The 18,902-nt window shown below is 34.1% G+C and carries 16 protein-coding genes; 7 read left to right on the top strand and 9 right to left on the bottom strand.

Features of this window, described 5'->3' with window-relative positions:
* Positions 1-52 precede the first annotated feature (52 nt).
* Positions 53-724, top strand: coding sequence for a hypothetical protein (locus tag NYE63_RS01715; RefSeq protein ID WP_342603837.1), 672 nt, complete (start codon positions 53-55; stop codon positions 722-724).
* A 150-nt stretch (positions 725-874) separates the two neighbouring features.
* Here NYE63_RS01715 and NYE63_RS01710 read toward each other — a convergent pair whose 3' ends face one another.
* Entirely contained in the window at positions 875-2,413 is a 1,539-nt protein-coding gene (locus NYE63_RS01710) for a zinc-ribbon domain-containing protein (protein WP_342603836.1), read from the bottom strand.
* Between the two features lie 352 nt (positions 2,414-2,765).
* Here NYE63_RS01710 and NYE63_RS01705 point away from each other — a divergent pair, with 352 nt between their 5' ends.
* The gene (locus NYE63_RS01705; RefSeq protein WP_342603835.1) at positions 2,766-3,899 is read left to right on the top strand and encodes a three-Cys-motif partner protein TcmP; all 1,134 of its coding nucleotides are present in this window, start codon (positions 2,766-2,768) and stop codon (positions 3,897-3,899) included.
* Between the two features lie 68 nt (positions 3,900-3,967).
* Positions 3,968-4,690: a phage Gp37/Gp68 family protein gene (locus NYE63_RS01700; RefSeq protein WP_342603834.1), complete on the top strand. Its 723-nt coding sequence runs from the start codon at positions 3,968-3,970 to the stop codon at positions 4,688-4,690.
* 649 nt (positions 4,691-5,339) lie between these two features.
* On the opposite strand, the gene NYE63_RS01695 is transcribed toward NYE63_RS01700, so the two are convergent.
* From NYE63_RS01695 to NYE63_RS01680, 4 genes are all read right to left on the bottom strand, one after another.
* On the bottom strand, positions 5,340-6,542 hold the full coding sequence (locus tag NYE63_RS01695) for a hypothetical protein (protein ID WP_342603833.1): 1,203 nt from the start codon (positions 6,540-6,542) through the stop codon (positions 5,340-5,342).
* Entirely contained in the window at positions 6,542-8,140 is a 1,599-nt protein-coding gene (locus NYE63_RS01690; protein ID WP_342603832.1) for an AAA family ATPase, read from the bottom strand. The genes NYE63_RS01695 and NYE63_RS01690 overlap by 1 nt, the downstream gene beginning before the upstream one ends.
* Before the next feature lie 983 nt (positions 8,141-9,123).
* Positions 9,124-11,562: a DUF927 domain-containing protein gene (locus tag NYE63_RS01685; RefSeq protein WP_342603831.1), complete on the bottom strand. Its 2,439-nt coding sequence runs from the start codon at positions 11,560-11,562 to the stop codon at positions 9,124-9,126.
* 149 nt (positions 11,563-11,711) lie between these two features.
* Positions 11,712-12,014: a helix-turn-helix domain-containing protein gene (locus NYE63_RS01680; protein WP_057915811.1), complete on the bottom strand. Its 303-nt coding sequence runs from the start codon at positions 12,012-12,014 to the stop codon at positions 11,712-11,714.
* 160 nt (positions 12,015-12,174) lie between these two features.
* On the opposite strand from NYE63_RS01680, the gene NYE63_RS01675 reads away from it, so the two are divergent.
* Both NYE63_RS01675 and NYE63_RS01670 read left to right on the top strand, forming a co-directional pair.
* The gene (locus NYE63_RS01675) at positions 12,175-13,137 is read left to right on the top strand and encodes a helix-turn-helix transcriptional regulator (RefSeq protein WP_342603830.1); all 963 of its coding nucleotides are present in this window, start codon (positions 12,175-12,177) and stop codon (positions 13,135-13,137) included.
* Between the two features lie 15 nt (positions 13,138-13,152).
* Positions 13,153-14,319: a site-specific integrase gene (locus NYE63_RS01670; RefSeq protein ID WP_342603829.1), complete on the top strand. Its 1,167-nt coding sequence runs from the start codon at positions 13,153-13,155 to the stop codon at positions 14,317-14,319.
* Positions 14,320-14,408: 89 nt separating this feature from the next.
* Here the strand turns inward: NYE63_RS01670 and groL are convergent, their stop codons facing one another.
* Positions 14,409-16,046, bottom strand: a complete 1,638-nt coding sequence (gene groL / locus NYE63_RS01665) for a chaperonin GroEL (protein ID WP_063235581.1) — start codon at positions 16,044-16,046, stop codon at positions 14,409-14,411.
* 59 nt (positions 16,047-16,105) lie between these two features.
* Complete coding sequence (gene groES / locus NYE63_RS01660) at positions 16,106-16,390, bottom strand: co-chaperone GroES (protein WP_034306337.1); 285 nt, start codon at positions 16,388-16,390, stop codon at positions 16,106-16,108.
* 329 nt (positions 16,391-16,719) lie between these two features.
* On the opposite strand from groES, the gene NYE63_RS01655 reads away from it, so the two are divergent.
* Both NYE63_RS01655 and NYE63_RS01650 read left to right on the top strand, forming a co-directional pair.
* Entirely contained in the window at positions 16,720-17,445 is a 726-nt protein-coding gene (locus NYE63_RS01655) for a CPBP family intramembrane glutamic endopeptidase (RefSeq protein WP_342603828.1), read from the top strand.
* The gene (locus NYE63_RS01650) at positions 17,442-17,654 is read left to right on the top strand and encodes a YdiK family protein (protein WP_342603827.1); all 213 of its coding nucleotides are present in this window, start codon (positions 17,442-17,444) and stop codon (positions 17,652-17,654) included. Before NYE63_RS01655 ends, NYE63_RS01650 begins: the two co-directional genes overlap by 4 nt.
* A gap of 28 nt (positions 17,655-17,682) precedes the next feature.
* On the opposite strand, the gene NYE63_RS01645 is transcribed toward NYE63_RS01650, so the two are convergent.
* Together NYE63_RS01645 and moaC are read right to left on the bottom strand one after the other, a co-directional pair.
* On the bottom strand, positions 17,683-18,342 hold the full coding sequence (locus NYE63_RS01645; RefSeq protein ID WP_034306345.1) for a redox-sensing transcriptional repressor Rex: 660 nt from the start codon (positions 18,340-18,342) through the stop codon (positions 17,683-17,685).
* 33 nt (positions 18,343-18,375) lie between these two features.
* Entirely contained in the window at positions 18,376-18,882 is a 507-nt protein-coding gene (moaC, locus tag NYE63_RS01640; RefSeq protein ID WP_342603826.1) for a cyclic pyranopterin monophosphate synthase MoaC, read from the bottom strand.
* Between the last annotated feature and the right edge of the window lie 20 nt (positions 18,883-18,902).

The following is an 18,902-nucleotide window of genomic DNA, read 5'->3' as shown; positions in this document are numbered from 1 at the left end:
CATATTTTGTTGTATACGAAAAGGAGTATTATTTAGACATGGGGGGTTTTCAATGAAGGAAAAATTTAAAAACATATTTTTTAAATCCAGCAAAGTGATGAATGGGTTACTGAGCTTAAAAGCGGTAAATATATGGGCTATAATATTTATTTTATTAATATGCATCTTATACTTTTTTAATAGAGTTAGTGATGTGCTAAATACCATAATTTTAGGATTATTAATGATTACAATGTGTTATCCATTTGTTGTTTATAATCTAAGGGCTTATTTAAGTGAGCGACCAAAATTCATTCTAAAATTTATTCGTCAAGAAACAAAAAATCCTGCACAACTATTTCATATATTTAGTCATAGGTCTTTTCTGTATGGAATAATAATTTATTCGTTTTTTTTCTCGCTTTATATTGGAATGATTATTTATGCAATTGGTATTATATTTAATTATAATTTTGATTTAAGTTGGTGGTGTTATAATTTATTCTTCTTAACGTCCGCCTTATTTTCAATAGTTTATTTCATGTATCATATTTCAGTAAAGGATATTTCGACAAAAAAAATCAAAGTAAGAATAAGATTATATTTAGCAATTATTGCTACCATAACAGCGAGCTTATTTGGATTATCTTTAAAAGAAATATTATTTCCTCTAATTACTTATCTAGGAATTGCATTAGCATGGCTATCCTTTTTTGTAGAGAAAATAGAGAGTGAACAAGAATAATTAAGGTTCGAGTAGTTGCAATAATTGGGGCAAGTAAAGTACGTCATGTTACAAATACTTTTAAAATTTGCAATTGGAATTGGTCAAAGGAATTATTAGAGGTGTAAACACTTTCGATGTCAACTAATATTAAATAGGATACAGGTTTGCTCAAATGTATCCTTTTCTTCTTCTACAAACCTGCTCGTTAGCACAAGAAGCGATTGTTCGCTTATATTTAAGATTGTTCTCATAACACTTCGGACAACCACTTTGATTACCATTTCTATTGTATATTTGTGCATCCCATTCGTGACTGCATTTTTTACATAACCACCAAACTTTTAAATGAGAGTTTGCAAAGTAAGCTTGAGGACCTTTTTCATTTTTAGTTGGGTGCCATTCTTTAACTAGTTCTGGATTTACAGCAGCTAAATTATTATCCGTATGCAACCTTCTATTCCCGCAATCTGGACAGTTGTTGCCTCCTTTTGTTCTACTTGCAATTGTAGCAGACCATTGATGCCCATGAATACAAACCCAATTTACTTTTTCATGACTTGCAACTTTAAAATTTTCTGGTTTTAACCCCCCATTCTTATGGTGATCCCATTCTTTTAAAAGTATGGGTCTAACATTGGCTAATGAATTTTCATATTCCCAACGATCCATTAAATCTAGAATAAACACGTTATCTCTTTCAATATTTATATCGGGACTTTGTTGAATATGATCAGTAAATATCTTTTCAAGACACGTTTGAAATGCTTTCATTGAATGATTTTTAAGATCATAAAAAAATGTATTTGGATTTGGTGATTTATATGTAGGACATTCCGGTTCTCGAATTCTAATGATCTTTGTATATGGCATTTTTTCTAGTAACCCAATGTCTTTTTTTATATCACGCTTAAAATCCTTATGATATAGACCTCCGTCATACTCTATAACTAAATTAATCGAAGAAATGTAAATATCCAAAACCATACGTGTGCCTAAAAGTGATGTTTCCATTTCAACATCATCAAAATGATCTTTAAAATAATAAAAGAGTGCATATGATTGTTTTGACACTTTCTTCCTTGTATTACACCTTGGACACCCTGTCCCACCACTTGTCCGATGTTTTGGAGTTGTTTTCCACTCATGTCCCTTCTTACATCTCCATAAAACCTTGTAAGATGAGCCAGGTGAGACATCTTTTGCAGTCTTACTTTTATTATCAATACATTCAACCCATTCATATGCAATATGCGGATAGAGGTTAGCTAAACTGTTTGTTTCATTCACCCTTAAACCTCGACAGAATGGGCACCCACTACTCCTTCTTTTTCTAGTCATTTGTTTAATTGGCATATCAAACGAATGACCTTTTTCACAAATCCACCAACTTACAATTCCAGATCCAGCAAGCACCATATCTGGAGTTAATGAACTATTTCTCTCTTTGTCCCACATGGCTACTAGATCCGGTCTTTTTCCTAATAATGAACGTTCAAAACACACTTCTGAACCTTTGCAACATGGGCATCCTGTTCCATTAGATCTAGATGCTAATTTAGCCTTATAACTTGGATGTCCTTCCTTGCATTTCCACCATACATGCTGTCTTCCTTTTGGAGGAACATCACTAGGCTTTGTATCCCCATTTAATTCATAGTCCCATTCATTGGCCAATTCCGGATATTCACTTGCTAGACTCTTCTTCATTTATACCACTCCCCAAAAACATAGCTTCTTTTTATTAATATCCAAAATTTACATAAATTAAAAATGTAAGACTATTCTTACTTTTATTTTATTCAACTATACTTTAGATTCCCTCATCCGATTATGAAATATTAAATGGGTTAGTAAGTAACTTTCCGAAAATTACCCTTAATGAGTATCTCAACTCTTAACTATTATAGGTTCGGTCATTTAAAAGACCTCCTTAAAATTAGCTATTAAACCATGTCCTTATTTATAATTCAAATAAAATATGGATACCTACACCTATTATGTAAAAATATAGTATAATTTTCTTAATCAATAATGAAATAACAGATAGGAGAGGATTATTATGGCTGATGTTAATTTTTTTGTGGAACAAAGGGAACAATCAAGAATCAAAACTGCAATTCTTACTAAATATTTCGATGTTTGGACTAAAATTATTCTTCCGAGGTCAAACGGAAAGATAGCTTATGTTGATTTATTTAGTGGGCCAGGCAAGTTTAGTGATGGCAGCGTATCAACTCCACTTCTCATTTTAGAAAAGTGTATCAATGATGATAAGTTACGCAACAGTATAGTTACAGTTTTTAACGATGCGCATCCTGATATTAGTCAGCAATTAAAGGATAACATTATGGATTTACCACATTTAGGAACTTTAAAATTTAAACCTCAAGTTCTAAATACTGAAGTTGGAGATGAGATTGCAGGTATTTTCTCTGCAAAAAAACTAATTCCTATTCTTGCTTTTATTGACCCTTGGGGATATAAAGGATTAACAACCAAATTAATAAATGCACTCATAAAGGACTTTGGTTCGGACTGTATTTTCTTTTTTAATTATAATCGTATTAGCATGGGAATTAATAATCCGTTAGTTGTACAACATATGAACGCACTATTTGGAAAAGAAAGAGCAAACGAGATGCGTGTAAAACTTAAAGATTTGAGTTCTGAAGAAAAAGAAGCTTATATAGTTAACGAATTAGCCGAAGCTCTTTCTGATGAACATTCAAACTTAGTTTTACCTTTCCGTTTCCTAGATGAGAAGAAGAATAAAACAAGTCATTATTTAATCTTCGTCTCAAAGCATACACTTGGATATACCATTATGAAGGATATAATGGTTAATGAAAGTACTATGAAGGATGATGGTGTGGCTAGTTTTTCTTACATACCTGTAAAACACATAGAGAAATATCAGAATGTTCAATTATCTCTCTTGGCACAATATGAGAGACCGCTAGATAGCTTAGGAAAAGAGTTAACAAGTATATTTAAAGGACAAACATTGACTGTTAAACAGATTTTTGATTATCACCAAGTAGGTACCCCTTTTACTTCTTCTAACTTTAAAGAAGCTCTAAGGAGATTAGAAGATGAAGGTTATATTATTGCTGACCCTCCAGCTATAAAAAGGCCAAATAGGAATGGATTAAAAACAATGGGCGATAAAGTAAAGATCACCTTTTTAAAATAGAACGTTTGTTCTTGTAAAAACTTCCCAATGATGCACTATTAATGTATACTATGCCTAGGAGGGATAAAATGGCTGGTAATTCAAGTATTGAGTGGACTGAAGCAACTTGGAACCCTGTCACTGGTTGCAACAAGGTTTCAGATGGTTGTAAACACTGCTATGCAGAAAGAATGGCAAAACGCCTACATGCGATGGGTAACCCTAGATATGAAAATGAATTTAATGTGACACTTCACCATGATTTAATAGATGTGCCTAAAAAGTGGGTTAAACCTAAAAAAATTTTTGTTAACTCAATGTCAGATTTATTTCATGAGCAGATACCTTCTGAATTTATTCTACAGGTATTCAAGACCATGAATGAGACACCCCAACACTCCTATCAAGTTTTAACTAAACGGCCTGAAAGAGCTGTAGACCTTTCTGATAGGTTAAACTTCACCCCTAATATTTGGATGGGAACTAGTGTCGAGAACGTAAAAGTTATTAATAGGATTGAACTTTTAAAACAAGTGCCTGCAAAAGTTAGGTTTCTATCTTGCGAACCTTTACTTGGTCCACTTGATGACCTTAATTTAACCAGAATACATTGGGTCATAGTTGGTGGGGAGTCAGGCCCAGGTGCAAGACCAATGGAAGCAGATTGGGTTAGATCAATCCGTGACCAATGCAAAACTCAAAAGGTAGCATTTTTCTTTAAACAATGGGGAGGCGTTCAGAAACATCGATATGGTAGAGAATTAGATAATAGAACATATGATGAATACCCAAATGAAATCCTTGCTTATTAAAGTAAGGATTTCATTTTATCCATTTGGTGTGCCTCTATTACTAATTCAATTATCAAAAGCTAAATTATAAAAAACCTAAATAAATAAAAGAAAGCACATACCCTTTTATCTTTATAGCGCACCCAGTAGTTGTATATAGTATCACTAGACATACAAAACATCCATACTTGTACTTGTAGCAACTTTCTATTAGAACATAGCCAAAAGAAAACATAAATGTAGTTATTACAGCTAAGATGGCTGTCCCTATTATAAAAGCTCGTTCATATTAATGCCTCTCATATTTCAACATTAGGAATAGCTTGTTCAATAGAAAATATTTATACTTTTATATCTTGTTGAACTAACCTGCCGCGAAAATTCCATAAATAAAAAGCTGCCTTAAAGACAGCTCCGGTCTTAAGCTAAGGCACCCGTTAGTTCATTAAGATATGAATTACTACTTATTCGAATCCTTAGCTAACATACCGTAAACAATATGGTCATACAACCATTCTGCTTGTCTAATTAACCTTCATTAACAAAACCCAATCTTTCAGGAATTCCTCTACTTTTCTTATTCTCTAGCAACCCTAATTTCACGAGCTCTGTATTGTTGGTAAAATCACATTTCAAAATATTATACATTTACAAAATTCAAAAATAATATTTATGTTGAAATTATAATTCCGTTAGAGCAACCCCATGCAATTAATTTCTTACAAATATATTCAATATGTGGTTTAATAAAATCCGGTATATTATTAAATATATTTTCCTTTTTTTGCACATTTAATTTCAGTTCATCTAAAATTTCCGGATTGATTCCATCAAGACTTAATTTTTTTTCTAACTCTTTTTCTAAACCATTCTTAATTACCCCATTATAAAAATAATTTATAATATTAGTGCCTAATCCCTCTATAATATAAGATTCATCACTAAGTTGATCTATTTCATCTATACTACATGCTGTAAGGTCATGCATTTCAGAAAATAGATTTTCAAAGTATTCTCTTAAAACAGGATCATTTTTATACTTTCCAACCTTTAAACCTTCCTTGTAGTCAATAAATAATAATTTTTCTTGATGAGATGGTATAGTTTCTAATAATGCAAGCTTTTTTAATCTTTCTTTAATAGAGTTATTAGAACAAATTAGATATAAAGAAGGCGGAATCAAATTTTCTTTTTCTCTTACTTTAAGTTCAATTAAGTCTGATATACTTATATTTTTATGGTTTGAAAACTCTTTTTTTAATTTACCTAAAGTTCCCCCAACTTTTCCATTTGGATGATCTTTATCACTATCTGCTATCGCAATACATATTTTCTTATTATCAGAATGGTATTTAAACAATTTCCAAGTATTATCGCCACCTCCATTGGCTAATTCAAATTCAAGTTTAATATTCTGGTTTTTGAAGACTTCCGTAAAATACTTTTCAGCTAAACCACTATAAAATTCAAAGTCACTTATGTCCTCGCATATTAAAACAGACTTATTTACACTTTCAAAATTAATAAATGTGGTTATTGGCACTTCAAATATTTGGTTTGTATCATCTATAATTCTTTGGAATCCATAGTCCCTACTCTTAACTATAATATGCTCTGTAAAAATTTCTTCATAGGAAGCAAGAAAAGAAAACCTTGTATACAAAAAACTAAAGATTCTTCTAGAGGATTCTTCCAATAAATTAAGATTTTTCAGATATTCTAATGCCACTAATGACCCAATTAATATATGCTTACCGTCTCTATAGGCTAACGTCAAATTTGCAAGTGATTGTAATTCTAAACTTATTAAATCTGGTTTACTTTTATTTAGGTCTATATATTCTACTAATGAATCATCAATCTTAATTAACATTAAATGCCCTCCGGTTCAAAGAAACCTAATGGCCATTTTATTAAATATCCTTTTTCTGAATAACCCGTTGTTTCTAACTTTGTATCAAACACTTCATCATTTTCAAAAATCACAACATTAACCAAGTCTTTATTAAAACTCTCTATTTTTTTTGCAATGAGATAACCAACCCTATTAATCATAGTCTCACTATGTGTTTCAATAATTATTTTCACATCTATTTCTCTCGCCTTACAAAGAACAATTATTTTAGCAAATGTATCAATAAGCTTAGCTTGAAGTGAAGGATGTAAATGCAATTCTGGTTGTTCGATTACAATATTAAAAAATTTATACTTTGGATTTAAGAACATATACAACGAATTTTCTTCTTTTTCTTGCTTTTTAGATATTTGCCATAAAACAATAGTTATTGGTAATATTTGCGAGTAACCAAAACCCGTATCAGCTAGATTTACTTCTTGACCATTATTATATTTTATACTGATTGAAGAGTGGCCACCCTCAAAATTACTAGTAATTTGAAAGCCGAAATTTCCTAGTAACCATATATTATATTCATATTTTTCCTGAAAACTCATGTTATGAAAAATCATTGGTATATTTTCACCCTGCGGATCAATATCATCTACTGACAGGCCTTGAATTCGATAATATCTTTCAGCACTTGCTCTTAAAGGTGCTATATAATTCACTGAGCTAAAATATTGTTCAATATAATTATTGCATATAGAAATAAAGCGATTTATTTGCATCCCTAAATAATTATTCAATATTTCTTTTAATATTTCACTCTTTGGATCTAAAGCCCTGATTTTTTCTAATAAAATATTTGCAGTTGTACTTTGCTCTTTTAAACTTTTCATAAAGTCTTCAGAATTACCAAATCTTATACCGGTAATAAAATCATCAATAGTTTCATCTTTAGTTGCCGCATGAGACATACTTTGCAAAATTGTAAACAATTTAGATTTGAAGTATTCATCACTTGATAAAAGATCTTTATCAGCAAAGAGCTTTGGAAGTAAATGTGAATAATCTTTAGAATATTCCACTTGAAGATTATTAGTTAAAATTTCCCCATTAATTGTTAGTACACATTTATTAATCTTATCATCTTTTGTTATAGTTATTTCCAAATGATGGTCTTCTAACTGTATAGTAATCTTATTTAAATGCTTTTTACTAGTATCTATACTTACTCGAAATTGTGTATTACCTTCATTAATCTGAGAATTATCAAAATTTTTCAAATCTCTATAATAAAAAAGTCTGTTATTTAATCTTGTCTCTCTATTAACAATGTCTTTAGACAGACTAAATTCAAAATCGAAGCTAATGAATTTATCATTAGTATCTTCTTTTTTTGCCAACTTATTGAGACTTTCATTAAAACTTCCAAAATCAACATACCTGCTACTATACCATAATATCGGTTCGTTGGTATTTGTTTCCAATGTTTGTTTAAACAAAGGAAAAACTCTTAAAAATGTACTTTTCCCTGAACTGTTTTTGCCGACCAATAATGTAAGTGGTTTTAATTCTACTTCACCTGTATCTTTTAAACTCCTCAAGTTTCTAATCCTTATCTTATCCACCATGTACCTCCTTAATTAATTCCCAAAAAAAGTTACTACTTTGTATTTGATATTCCATAAAAATTACATAAAGATTTAAAATCACTTTGAACCAGTATAAGTATTTTTAATGTAATATATATGGTTAAAAATACCTATACTTATTTTACAATATATATGCAAAGAAAAGTGATTTTATTGTAAATAATTGAGATATTTTTAGGTGGGTGAGATTCTTAAATATGATCTTGATAAATAAATACTGTTTTATCCTTCTCCGGCAACTGCAATTTCATAATCGTAAGCTGATAAGCCAGGTAGTCCACTTTCTAAAAAGCTTCTAATATCATCAGGCCTTATATTTACACCTAAGTCCATTAGATACCTCCGTGGTTCATTTATATGTAGGAGGTTATTATATTATTAAAATAAATTCTTTTTAATAGAATTCACTTATTGAAGTAACGCTACCTATTACTTTGACAAGAAACTCTTAACGATCTTTTTTTATTACTCTTTAAGTAGCAACCTACCTAATAATTTGCTACTCACATACCTACTCGCGCAACTCCCCATCAAGAAAAAAAGTAAAGGGAGTTCACAATAATTATATTCTTGAAGTCGTTTTTATAAAACGAATTATTTTCTCAAGTACTATATTCCTGTTGGTCGTCCTGTTTGAAAAAACTCATTATTATTGGAAATGGGATTACTTGCAGTTACAAAAAAAGGACTGAAATTCACTACTTTGTATTCATTTAAAACATTGACACATCAACGATATTTTTGCTGAATTTTAGATAAAATTACAAAAATACAAGAAAAAAAATCATTAATATACTATATTTTAGAAGCGCTAATAATAACAAAGTCTATATAAATATATAATAACACTTGTAATATTTGTATTATTGTATTTAAATCATTAAAAAGGTACTCTACCAACGCTTTAAGGGTTACAAAAGAATACAATTTACGTATCCTCATGTAACCCTTCATTTATTTCAATACTCTTTTGTGCTGAAGTCAAATCCCAACTTTTTGATAATATCTTTATTAATTAAAATTCCTTTATGTGCCCTTCCTCTTTTATTAATTGTTGTGTAATCAACATCCAAGTCCTTGTTTTTAAAAGTGTTTGTGACCTTTCTCTTCAACCAAGCACTTCGAATTTGTTTTGCATTTACCCCTAAACTCTCTTTAATGTACGCAGGAGTTAAATACAATTCCCCATTGTGATATAGAGCACTAATAGTTTGTGTAGGTTCATAATCTACGTATAATCTATTACGATTTGAATCAATCTCTTCAAGTAACTGTTCCAGCTCTAATAAAGGCCTATCAACAGCCTTGTTCTCATTTGATATATTGTAGAAAAGTTCCTCAAGAGCGTTTAAATCCACATCTAATCCTTCACGATTAAAAAGGTCATTTAGCACCTTTCCAGTAAACACTATAAAAGAGTAATGAAGAGAAATTCTTCTCGCAACATCATTCTCAACTGATTTTTTCAAATACATTTTTCTGTACTCTTCAAATTCCCGTGAATAAGTAGTTCGCTTATCTTTCCAACGATTTAAGAACTCAATTCCAATTGCACCATGATTGTCAGTAAATGAGGTGTAAAGTTTTCCTGAAAAGCTTTCGTCCTCACCTTCGAACGAGAACTTAGTAATAGGAATTACTCTTGCAGCTACTCCTTGAGCTTCTGCATAGGCCAAGATTTCATTTTCACCGGATGTTAACATAATTGATCTCCATGATGCGGTGTGTTGACTGCCCGTAATACTTCCTCTTAGCTTTCCTATGTTATTCACAAATTGATAGATCATCGTTTGAATCATTTTGGTGTCGTTTACTCCATTTGAATCATCAAGTATCTGAGGATAAGAATTTAGGAATGCGGATCTTCTTTCAACTGCCACTTTGGTTGTGTTAAAAGATCCAATATACTCTTTAGGGCTCCCCCATACAGATGAACAGAGTAGAAGTAAACCACTTTTACCACTACTGGATTCTCCTGATACATCAACAACTATGGGCTTCATATCAAACTCATGTAAAATAACCGAAGAAAAAGATGCTAGTAAAGGAAACACAGCCTTTGGATGATCCTTCACTAAGTTAAATACATTTTTAATCCAACTTTCAACAGTTCCTTTCACTCGAAAGGACTCTAGTATTTGATATTCCCCCCCATCACTCGGAACTATATGTATGTCTTTAGTTGAAATTGGATGTATAAAGTTTCCCTTTACATCCCCTAGCCGATTTACCATTTTGACTGTCGGTATTTCATTTAGTCCTATGAACAAATCAAAGTATTCAATTAGGTGTTTAGAGTTTGAATCATTGCAACTTAGCCCTTTATCTGCAAGTGCCAATAATTCACGCCTTGAAGCTAACATACCCGCAGGAACAGTTTCCTTATAGTCCTTTCCTTTGTTACGCCAACTAATTTCATAATGTATCTCGCTTTTTTCAATATGTTCCAAGTACTTAGTTATGAATGGAACATTCCTGCTCACAAAGACTTCAATGTCTTGTAATTCTCCGTTGACCTTTTTCACTTCCACTCTATAAAGTGAATCATGCTTTATACGATATGGGTCAGGTATGACAAATCCTGATACTTTATTAATTTCATTGTTGCTTAGCTCTGACTGTTCCATCTGCGTTTTTCTTGTAGTAGACTCTAGTTTTCCAATACTAGCAATAGAGGCCTTTACATCATTTATAGTGTAGCTAGCGTCTTTATCAATACAAAAATACTGGTAGATTAATAGCATGCTTTTCTCAACTTGCTCCATCGGTACTCCCGTAGATTTCAACCTTCTTCCAAAATCATAGAGAGATTGATTACGTGATCCATTTTGCATAGGGATTGAAAACTCATAACCTTTTGTTCTTTCAGCATTCCAAACTGGTCTTAAGAACCAAGGCAGTTCAGTGGGGTGATTAGTTATTTGAGATATGAACCTGCCTTCTGTGTTATAAGTCGGAAATACTATTAAACTATTAGTTGTGCCAACGCGAGTGTCTACTACAATCCCTAAGGAGGAGAAGAAGTGACTAATCATTTTCACTTGCACGTTCTCATTAGAAGTTGCCTTAAAAATAAATTGAAAGCCTCTAGGTGTTTTGATTAGATGATGATGGATCTTTTCTCCTCTGAGCAACTCTACAAGATAAGAAGCATGCTCTAGAATATCTACATCGATTACAATTAATCCTCTTGGGATTAATGCTCCAATCCATCCACCCTTTGATAAGTGTTCTTGTATTTCCTCTTCAGTTAAACTTTCTTTATTTTTATATGACTCAAACGGTCTTTTAGCTACACTATAGTTGGTATTCCCATTTAAATAACCTAGACATTTAATAATTTTCGCACCTGGGAGAACTTTTTCTACACTTTGAGTGACTGATTTCCCATTAGCCATAGCACTTCCCCCTTATATTTTTGCATTTGCTTATTCCTTAATTCGAATATAAAATAAGAGTGTAATGTTTTTTTACGCCTACTAACTCACGCCTATGAGTTAGTGGGTTTTTTGGTCTTTCTTCCATCACAAACACATCCATCCAAAAATTATAGCTTTCGTTTATACTTCAAAATATCACCGCCATTATTTCGAACTTCAACGTAATATGCCTTCATAAACTCTTGAACTTCTTTTCTATTAAACAACCATTTCGAACCTAATCTGACTTTGGGAAAATCTTCATCATATAAAAGGTTCGAGACGATGGTATTCCACGACATGTTTAAATAAGTTGCCAACTGTTTTGAATCCATGAAAAATACCTCTTGTTCAATCTCCCTTAGGTGTTCCTCTACCTTCTGAATGTAAAGTGCCTTCAACAACTCTTGATCAATTTCAAAGCTAATCATATATTCTCCCCCTAACTATTTTGATTACAATAGAAACTAACATGGTTGCAACTGTGTACACAAGAAGTGTAAATCATTACCTATAATTTTGCAACCAATTTTACACATTTGTTCACAATTGTGATAAAGTTAAGGGGATTAATAAGAAAGAAGGTGTTGTATGAAAAAAGTGAGTCCTTTTGGTGAAGAAATTAAGCGAATTAGAAAGTCAAAAGGAATGTCTATTAGATCTCTAAGCGAACAATCTGGGGTATCTCATTCTTATATCTCTCAGATTGAAAATGGTAATAGAGATGTACCACAACCTGAATTAATTAAAAAAATTGCAAATGGATTAGGAGTCAATTACTTTTTTTTAATGAGAATTGCGGGTTTCATGAACCTTGAAGTTGAAAAAGAATCAGTTAACATACCGGAACTAATAAAAACTTTTCCCATCGAGGACAAAAAGCAAATTCTTTATGATTATCGCTTTCGCCAGTTTAATTCTTTCCCCAAGTTTGATAATCCAAAAACCGAAATTGATAAACTTTGGGCTCAAGGTACTAATAAAATGGTACCCATAGATAAGTCTCATTACGATGACAAAGACATAGACGAGATTAATGATTCTTTCGAAGCTTTCCTTTCAACTAGTGCTACTGCTGGTGACTTTCTAAAAATACTAAGAATACACAGGAATATAGACATTGAAGAAATGGCAAATCATTTAAATATGGATAGTAAGACTTATCAGACACTTGAAAAGAACCTCAAAAATTCTTCATCTCTTCTTAAAGAATATGGAGAAAAAATAGGAGAGATATTAAGTGTAGGAAACTTTGGAGAATGGTTTAGAGATGTAGTAAGGAGCAAGACTTTAGAAAGCTATATCAGGGATTACAATGAAAGCGACACTGAAACCATATCTTTCAGTGTAAAGTCTGTGTATAAAAAGACAGATGAAAATGGAGTCGAGTATTACGTAACTTACACTTATGAAGAATTAGAAAGAAACTTTTTCAATCTCGATAACTTACTCAATCAAAAGGAACATGATGTTTTATATAAAGATAAAGTGTTAACAAAATCTGAAATAGAAAAAGTAAAGGCGATGCTGAAATTGTTATTGGAAGATGACTAATAAAGGAGGCACATAATGGCTTACTTTCGTAAACGGGGGGATAAGTGGAGTTACACCGTCAACTTAGGCATAGACCCTATTACAAAAAAGCGAAAACAAATTACAAAATCAGGATTTTTTTCTAAAACAGCAGCTAAAGATGCAGCTAAAGAGATGGAATTCAAAGTTTCTAGAGGAGAATTCGTACAAGACTCTAATATGAACTTTCATACGTTAGCAGAAAAGTGGATTGAAAGTTATTCTACTCAATCTAAAGTAAGTAGTGTTCGTGCTAGAACGAAGGAATCTAACGTATTACTTAAACAGTGGACAAACACACCAATAAAAAGTATTAGTAAGTCTGTTTATAGAGAATATTTAAATGAGCTAAGCAAAATGTATTCACAGAACTATATGGATGGTATTCATACAACAGGCAGAATGATCTTCAAATTTGCCGTTGAGTCGGAATGGTTACAACAGAATCCGACAGAAAATTATAGCCTTCCTAAACAACAAGCTACTATTGAGGAAGTTGAAAAAGAGAATCTCAGAAAGAAATTTCTAGAAAAAAACGAGCTCATAGGATTCTTATCCCTTGCTCGTACTGAAGGACTTAGTAATGATTATACGCTGTTTTCGCTATTAGCCTATTCAGGCATTCGGATAGGTGAATCTTTAGCTCTCAAGTGGCCTGATATCAATTTTAAGAGTGGATCTATAAGAATATCCAAGACTTTATATAATCCCACGAACAACAAGATAAATTACACATTGCTTACACCAAAAACAAAAGGATCTATACGTACGATTAAAATGGACGATCAGGTCATGAAGTTGCTAAAAAAGCATCTGCAACAGCAAAATAAAATGAAAATCCAAAACAGGCATCATTACTTGGATGAAAACTTTGTCTTCACTTCACCGGAGGGATTTCCATTGGTTCAAAAACTTCCTGCAAAACGATTACAACGTCTTCTTAAGAAGTTACCGCATATCCACAAGGAAATAACGTTGCATTCATTCAGGCATACGCATACATCCTTACTGATCGAAGCAGGAGTGGGGTTGAAAGAAATTCAACAACGATTAGGACATACAGATATTCAAACAACGATGAATATCTATGCTCATATGACTGACAACATGGAAGAAAAGGCCTCCCATCAGTTCAGTAAACTGATGGAAGACCTTCAACTTTAAAAGATATTTACATGTTAGGTGAGCAAATAGGTGAGCATTTATTTCTAAATACTCTTTAAACCCCTATATCAAAGGGATTTAAAAACCTATTACATCATGCCGCCCATGCCGCCCATGCCGCCCATATCAGGCATGCCCATGCCGCCAGCGCCAGCAGGTTCTGGTTTGTCAGCAACAACAGCTTCTGTTGTTAAGAACATAGCTGCTACAGAACCAGCGTTTTGTAGAGCTGAACGAGTTACTTTAGTAGGATCGACGATACCGGAAGCAATCATGTTCACCCATTCGCCAGTAGCTGCGTTGAAGCCAGTACCAACTGCTTCGCCTTTAAGGCGCTCTACGATTACAGAGCCTTCAAGTCCAGCATTGTGAGCGATTTGACGTACAGGCTCTTCGATGGCACGAAGAACGATTTTCACGCCTGTTGCTACGTCGCCTTCCGCTTGAATTTCAGCGATTTTATTGTATACGTTAAGAAGTGCTGTACCACCACCGGCTACGATACCTTCTTCAACAGCGGCACGAGTGGAGTTCAATGCATCTTCAATACGAAGTTTACGTTCTTTTAATTCTGTTTCAGTAGCTGCACCGACTTTGATTACCGCTACGCCACCAGCTAATTTAGCAAGGCGTTCTTGTAATTTTTCACGGTCGAATTCAGAAGTTGTTTCTTCTAATTGAACACGGATTTGGTTTACACGAGCTTGAATTTGAGCTGTATTTCCAGCACCTTCAACGATAGTTGTATTTTCTTTTGTAACAACCACTTTAGACGCACGACCTAATGAATCGATTGTTGCAGATTTAAGGTCAAGTCCGATTTCTTCAGTGATTACTTCGCCGCCTGTAAGAGCTGCGATGTCTTCAAGCATTGCTTTACGACGGTCACCGAATCCAGGAGCTTTAACCGCAACTGCGTTGAATGTTCCACGAAGTTTGTTCACAACAAGAGTTGCAAGCGCTTCGCCTTCTACATCTTCAGCAATCAACAATAGCGGTTTCCCTTGTTGAACAACTTGCTCAAGTACAGGAAGGATTTCTTGGATATTCGTGATTTTTTTATCTGTGATCAAGATATATGGATTCTCAAGGACAGCTTCCATTTTATCTGAATCTGTAACCATGTATGGAGAAGCATATCCACGATCGAACTGCATACCTTCTACTACGTCCAACTCAGTTGTGAAACCTTTAGACTCTTCGATTGTGATGACGCCGTCGTTACCAACGCGCTCCATTGCTTCCGCAATCAGTTGGCCCACTTCTTCATCAGCTGAAGAGATGGCAGCAACTTGTGCGATTGATTCTTTGTTTTCAACAGGTTGGGAAATGGCTTTCAATTCTGCAATTGCAGTATTGACCGCTTTCTCGATTCCTTTACGGATACCCATTGGGTTAGCACCAGCTGTTACGTTTTTAAGACCTTCACGGATCATCGCTTGAGCAAGAACCGTTGCAGTAGTTGTACCGTCACCAGCTACGTCGTTTGTTTTGCTTGCTACTTCAGCAACCAATTTCGCACCCATGTTTTCGAATGCATCTTCCAATTCGATTTCTTTAGCGATCGTCACACCGTCATTTGTGATAAGCGGTGAACCGAATTTTTTCTCAAGAACCACGTTACGACCTTTTGGTCCAAGCGTTACTTTAACTGCATCTGCAAGTGCGTCCACACCACGAAGCATGGAGCGGCGAGCTTCTTCACTAAATTTAATTTCTTTAGCCATTTATAAGTACCTCCCTAAAATTTTAAGAAAATTTTCGTTCAGTTAAGTATGATGTATAATTAGCCGATAACAGCTAGAATGTCGCTTTCACGTAAAATTAAGTATTCAGTGTCTTCGTATTTAACTTCAGTACCTGCATATTTTGAGAAGATAATTAGATCGCCTTGGGCAACCTCTAAAGCAACACGTTCGCCATTTTCAAGGACACGGCCAGTACCAACTGCTACTACCTTACCTTCTTGTGGCTTTTCTTTAGCAGTATCAGGAAGAACAATACCGCTTGCAGTTTTTTCTTCAGTTTGAACTAGTTCAATAATAACGCGATCACCTAATGGTTTTAACAAGTGAAACAACCTCCTCATATTCTCTTGATAATTTGTTTCATGATTATTAGCACTCTTCATCATCGAGTGCTAACACATTTATAATATTAAATAAACCGAGCCTTTTTTGCAAGTATCTTATTGAAAATTTTTTATTAATTTCTGATAAATTACGGGTATACTACTTTAGCATAATGATTTACTGAACAAAGTAATTAAAATGTTTTGTTAGGGGTACCTTTAAGTGGTGTTCTGCCTAAATATTTGATACCATTTTGGAGTATGCGTTTATAGATTGTCCCCATATGTTCCGAGCGGAATGGGTGACTAAATAAAAGGAGTTTTCATTTTTGAAAAAAGAATATTGGTTCGTCATCATCACTTATATTGCCATGCAATTATCCAGTATTGTTGGGGTACCCATTTTCATGCTGATCGGGTCTTATACCGGAATGCCGGCTGATGAGCTCGATGTGAAGTCTGCAGCATACTGGATAGTCTTCAGTTTTCTCGCTGCTTTATTCTTGATTCTTTTTTTAATGAGAAAAGATATGAGGGAAAAGTTGGACACAAGAAATCAAACTTCCGTTCCCATGTCCGTATTATGGGCAATTGCAGGAGTTTTCATGGCTCTTTTTGCGCAAAGTATTGCCGGCAGCATTGAACAAATGCTTGGGGTGGAGTCTGAATCTGAAAATACGCAGCAACTCATTTCACTCATTTACAAAGTCCCCATGGTCATTTTCGTCACTTCAGTAATTGGACCTATATTGGAAGAATTAATTTTCCGGAAAATCATTTTCGGATCACTTCATAAACGCTTTAACTTCTTTATTTCAGCTTTAATCAGCTCAGTTATTTTCGGCTTGGCGCATGGTGAATTTGAACATCTTCTTTTATATACAGCAATGGGCTTCACCTTTGCTTTCCTTTATGCAAAAACAGGCCGCATTCTCGTTTCCATGAGCGCTCATATTGCGATGAATACGCTTGTTATCATCCTTCAAGTGGTATATCGGGAGGATATTGAGAAGATGCTAGATACTGCACAGGCCTTCATCGGAGGTTTATTATGAAACGTCAATCACCATTATTCATGGGCATCATCTATGCAGGCTTAGGAGCTCTTTTTACCGCTATCGCGATTCAAACCGTCAATTCTTCCGGATGGGGAATCTTCGCCTACATACTCGTCCTTATTGCGACTCTTGACTTTGGATCGGGATTACGGATGATCCTGCTGCACTTTAAGATTAAAGCCGCACAAAAAAATAATAAAAAATAAAAAAACGCTGCAATGATGCAGCGTTTTTTCATTCCTCCAATGCGGCTTCTTCCACTACAGGATAATGTTTCAGGAAGTAGATGAGCGACTGAAGCTCCACGGCCAGGTCAATGTGGTGAACCCTTATGGATGGAGGCACGGTCAGCCGTGCAGGAGTAAAATTCAATATTCCTTTTATATCAGCTTTGACTAGACGATCGGTTATTGTCTGGGCTACTTGTGCAGGCACTGTCAATATAGCCGCAGTAATATTATTTTCCTGCAATAGTGTATCGATTTGATCCATATGATAGATTGGCACATCAGCTATTCGCTTGCCGACCTTTTCTTCAGAAACTTCGAAAGCCATTTCAATTTTTGTATTATTATTTTTCATGAAATTGTAATTTAAAAAAGCGGTTCCTAAATTTCCTACCCCAATTAAAGCGACTTTGGTCAATTCATCTTGATCTAGTGTTTTTCTAAAGAAGGATAATAAATAATTGACATTGTAGCCGTACCCTTTTTTCCCAAGCGCGCCAAAGTAGGAAAAATCACGGCGAATGGTAGCAGAATCCACTTTTACAGCTTCGCTTAGCTCTGCCGAGGAAACTCTTTGTTTGCCTGAGGAATGTAAGTTCTTTAAAAATCGATAATACAATGGCAACCTTTTGGCAGTCGCCTGCGGTATCTTTGGGTCATGGTTCATTGTTTTTCCCCGCCTTCACACATGCTTTTCAACTTAATCTCTATCTGTTTGTTTTACTTGTCTTTTATAATCGTTACTGGAAACTCCGCCTGTTTTCTCCACTAAGAATGTAGGCCCGATCACCATTCCCTTATCAAGGGCCTTACACATGTCATAAACAGTCAAGGCAGTCACGGATGCAGCTGTTAACGCTTCCATTTCAACACCTGTACTCCCTTTTGTCTTAGCTTCCGTTTCAATCCTAAGCCTATATCCTTGTTCTTCTTTTTCCCAATCAAAGGCTATATTGACCCCTTGCAGAGCAATGGGATGGCACATCGGAATTATATTGGATGTATTTTTGCTGGCCATTATTCCTGCAACTTGTGCAACAGCCAGTACATCACCTTTTTTCATTTTCTGGTTCGTGACCAATTCATATATTTCATCATTCAATAAAATGCTCGATTGAGCTACTGCCGTCCGGGTTGTTTCAGGCTTAGCACTCACATCGACCATTTTGGCCCTGCCCTGTTCATTAAAATGCGTTAAGTCTCCCATTTAAGTAACCCCTCCTAAAT

The organism is Peribacillus sp. FSL E2-0159, assembly GCF_038643155.1.
In the GTDB taxonomy this organism is placed as follows: Bacteria; Bacillota; Bacilli; order Bacillales; family DSM-1321; genus Peribacillus; species Peribacillus simplex.
Note: the sequence above shows the minus strand (reverse complement) of the source record. Positions and strands in the feature narration are given on the sequence as shown.

What these genes read in the sequence shown, in the direction of transcription:
- NYE63_RS01715 (WP_342603837.1), top strand. Translation starts at nt 53, where the DNA reads ATGAAGGAAAAATTTAAAAACATATTTTTTAAATCCAGCAAAGTGATG.
- NYE63_RS01710 (WP_342603836.1), bottom strand. Translation starts at nt 2,413, where the DNA reads ATGAAGAAGAGTCTAGCAAGTGAATATCCGGAATTGGCCAATGAATGG.
- NYE63_RS01705 (WP_342603835.1), top strand. Translation starts at nt 2,766, where the DNA reads ATGGCTGATGTTAATTTTTTTGTGGAACAAAGGGAACAATCAAGAATC.
- NYE63_RS01700 (WP_342603834.1), top strand. Translation starts at nt 3,968, where the DNA reads ATGGCTGGTAATTCAAGTATTGAGTGGACTGAAGCAACTTGGAACCCT.
- NYE63_RS01695 (WP_342603833.1), bottom strand. Translation starts at nt 6,542, where the DNA reads ATGTTAATTAAGATTGATGATTCATTAGTAGAATATATAGACCTAAAT.
- NYE63_RS01685 (WP_342603831.1), bottom strand. Translation starts at nt 11,562, where the DNA reads ATGGCTAATGGGAAATCAGTCACTCAAAGTGTAGAAAAAGTTCTCCCA.
- NYE63_RS01680 (WP_057915811.1), bottom strand. Translation starts at nt 12,014, where the DNA reads ATGATTAGCTTTGAAATTGATCAAGAGTTGTTGAAGGCACTTTACATT.
- NYE63_RS01675 (WP_342603830.1), top strand. Translation starts at nt 12,175, where the DNA reads ATGAAAAAAGTGAGTCCTTTTGGTGAAGAAATTAAGCGAATTAGAAAG.
- NYE63_RS01670 (WP_342603829.1), top strand. Translation starts at nt 13,153, where the DNA reads ATGGCTTACTTTCGTAAACGGGGGGATAAGTGGAGTTACACCGTCAAC.
- groL (WP_063235581.1), bottom strand. Translation starts at nt 16,046, where the DNA reads ATGGCTAAAGAAATTAAATTTAGTGAAGAAGCTCGCCGCTCCATGCTT.
- NYE63_RS01650 (WP_342603827.1), top strand. Translation starts at nt 17,442, where the DNA reads ATGAAACGTCAATCACCATTATTCATGGGCATCATCTATGCAGGCTTA.
- NYE63_RS01645 (WP_034306345.1), bottom strand. Translation starts at nt 18,342, where the DNA reads ATGAACCATGACCCAAAGATACCGCAGGCGACTGCCAAAAGGTTGCCA.
- moaC (WP_342603826.1), bottom strand. Translation starts at nt 18,882, where the DNA reads ATGGGAGACTTAACGCATTTTAATGAACAGGGCAGGGCCAAAATGGTC.